This window comes from Flavicella sp., from assembly GCF_029238425.1.
Taxonomy (GTDB): Bacteria; Bacteroidota; Bacteroidia; order Flavobacteriales; family Flavobacteriaceae; genus Flavicella.
This window is the reverse complement of record NZ_JAQWGB010000088.1, coordinates 1-2518: the sequence shown is the minus strand read 5'-3', so window position 1 is coordinate 2518 and position 2518 is coordinate 1. Positions and strand designations below refer to the sequence as shown.

Here is a 2518-nt window from a genome sequence, read left to right as displayed (position 1 = left end):
GATAAGAAAGCATTTTTTGGAAAAACCTTTACCATACATGCAGGAAACACAGAGCTGCAAAGACAACTAGAAAACCGATCAGGTGTTAGAGAGATTGAAAATTCTTGGAAAAAAGACCTTGAAAGCTTTAAAACAATTAGAAAAAAATATTTGATTTACAAATAACATTAATTTCCCTAAAACTAAGGTACGTAACTCTGAATTGTTTGCGTGATTTTTTTTGCTAATTAGTATGTTTGTTTGTTTGTTTAGCGAACATTCTCTAAATTTGATTAAATGAACCCGTTAAAAATATAGACCCTATGAAAATCAACAAGTCTCTAAGTATGGCTTTAGTACTAGTTTTAAGCATAACTAGTATATTGGCTCAAAAGAAAAAGAAACAAAAAAGCAATTACATTTTATTTACAAACGTCAATATTTTTGATGGAACATCAGAAACATTAAGTAATGGAATGTCAGTTCTTATTGAGAACAATATGATCAATAAAGTTTCTCAAAACATAAAAGCTCCAAGAGGGGCAAAAGTAATTGACGGACAAGGCATGACATTAATGCCTGGTTTGATTGACTGTCATACGCATTTAATGATCAACGGGAAAGGATTATCAGACATTGAAAACAACCAAACCTGGGAAGACCTTGCTTTACGTGGTGGTGCGATGGCAGAATTATATTTGTCTGAAGGGTTTACTACCGTTCGCGACATGGGTGGGGCAAATGGAGGTTTGAACAGAGCGATTGCTGAAGGAAATATAGATGGACCTAGAGTATACCCCTCCGCTGCATTTATTGGAGGTCGTGGTGGACATGCTGATTTCGGAAATTATTCTTCTAAACCAGGACAAGAAACACAAATGCAAAGACTTAATATGACTTCTGAGGTTGCAGGACCGAATGATGTTATCATGGTAGCAAGAAACAACTTTAGACAAGGTGCTACACAATTGAAAATTATGCAAACTGGAGGTGTTGCCTCATTATTTGATCCATGGCAATTAGATGGGATGATGGTTGCAGAAATAAAAGCTGCCGTAGAAATTGCAAATTCATACCAAAGTTATGTTGGAGCGCATTCTTATGCAAAAAAATCTATGATGTTAGCACTTGACCTAGGAGTTAAAACATTGGAACATGGCTTTATGTTTGATGAAGAAGTAAACAACAAAATGATCGAGAAAGGTGCTTATATTACAACTAATATGACAGCATTCTCTCCTTTATTAGCTGATATTCCTGCTCTAAACGATCCTAGAAATCAGCATAAACTACAAACTGCAACAGCTGCTTTTAAGAATTATATACCCAATGTAAAAAAGTTAAAACCTAAAAGAGGACATCAAACTGACTGCGTAGGCGGACCTGATGCATGCCAAAAGCAAATAGCCTATGAAAAACACCTCGGAGCTGAATTTTTTGGAAACTATGAAACATTAAAAGCAATGACTTCTACAGCTGGTGAAATTGTTGCTTTGAGTGGCCCTGTTGTAAATCCATGGCCAAATGGAAAACTTGGGGTTATTGAAGAAGGAGCATATGCTGATATTCTTATTGTTAAAGGAAACCCACTAAAAGACATCAATGTAATTGGTGCAAATAAAGAATGGTTTAAAGCTCCTAAAAGAGATGGTGTTGAAACTATCAAAATCATTATGAAAGATGGTGTTATTTACAAAAACACTTTAGGAAAATAATTCTTATTTATTCAAATCAGAAGGCAATCTAGAAAACAAAAAACTAGATTGCTTTTTTGTTTAACCTAACTCTTTGACATGAAAAAAAATATCATATTAGTTTTCTTGGCACTCATCTTTTTTCATAAACACTATGCTCAAGAAAATAAAAAGTCTGCTGATGAAATAGCGCAAGAACTATCAAACCCGGTAAGTACACTTGCAAGTATGACATTTCAGGGAACTTATACAGGATGGGATGGTACTTTAGAAAATGCATCATCACAACATACATCTACTTTAGTTTTTATGCCCACTATTCCTTTCAAGTTAAAAAAAGGAAGTATCAGTGTTCGTCCAAGTTTTCCTGTTGCAGCAGCCCCAACAATAAATGAAATGGGGAATTGGGAAAACAAAAAAGGACTTGGGGATATTGGTGTTATGGCTATGTATGGTGAAATGAATGAAAATGGTTTCATATGGGGAGCTGGTCCTTCTATGTTCTTTCCAACAGCTAGCAATGAATATTTAGGAAAAGGACAATTTCAATTAGGTCCGGTGGCTTTGATTGGAGTAGTAAAAAAGTGGGGAGTACTAGGTGTATTATGGCAACATTGGTGGGGTGTTACTGGTGTTGATTCTAACAACACTCAAGTTAATACAGGAACAGCACAACTATTTTATTGGTTTCCTGCGGGAAATGGTTGGCAAATTGGTGGTAGCCCCATTCCTACCGCAAATTACGTAAATGCAACAGATACTGAATTCTCTATTCCTATAAACCTAGGTTTTGCAAAAACTGTAGTCCTAGGAAGCACACCATTAAAATTCACATTACAAGGACA

The 2518-nt window shown here is 35.5% G+C and carries 3 protein-coding genes; all 3 read left to right on the top strand.

The annotated features are described in order from the left end of the window. Window positions 1-33: 33 nt before the first annotated feature. Window positions 34-165: an exo-beta-N-acetylmuramidase NamZ domain-containing protein gene (locus P8H68_RS06600; protein WP_300322679.1), complete on the top strand. Its 132-nt coding sequence runs from the start codon at window positions 34-36 to the stop codon at window positions 163-165. A 137-nt stretch (window positions 166-302) separates the two neighbouring features. After that, window positions 303-1694: an amidohydrolase family protein gene (locus P8H68_RS06595; protein ID WP_300322677.1), complete on the top strand. Its 1392-nt coding sequence runs from the start codon at window positions 303-305 to the stop codon at window positions 1692-1694. A 78-nt stretch (window positions 1695-1772) separates the two neighbouring features. After that, window positions 1773-2518, top strand: a 746-nt coding sequence (locus tag P8H68_RS06590) for a hypothetical protein (RefSeq protein ID WP_300322675.1), incomplete at its 3' end; no start/stop codon positions are given.

Excerpts from the sequence above, each read along its gene's own strand:
- P8H68_RS06595 (WP_300322677.1), top strand. The coding sequence starts at position 303 with ATGAAAATCAACAAGTCTCTAAGTATGGCTTTAGTACTAGTTTTAAGC.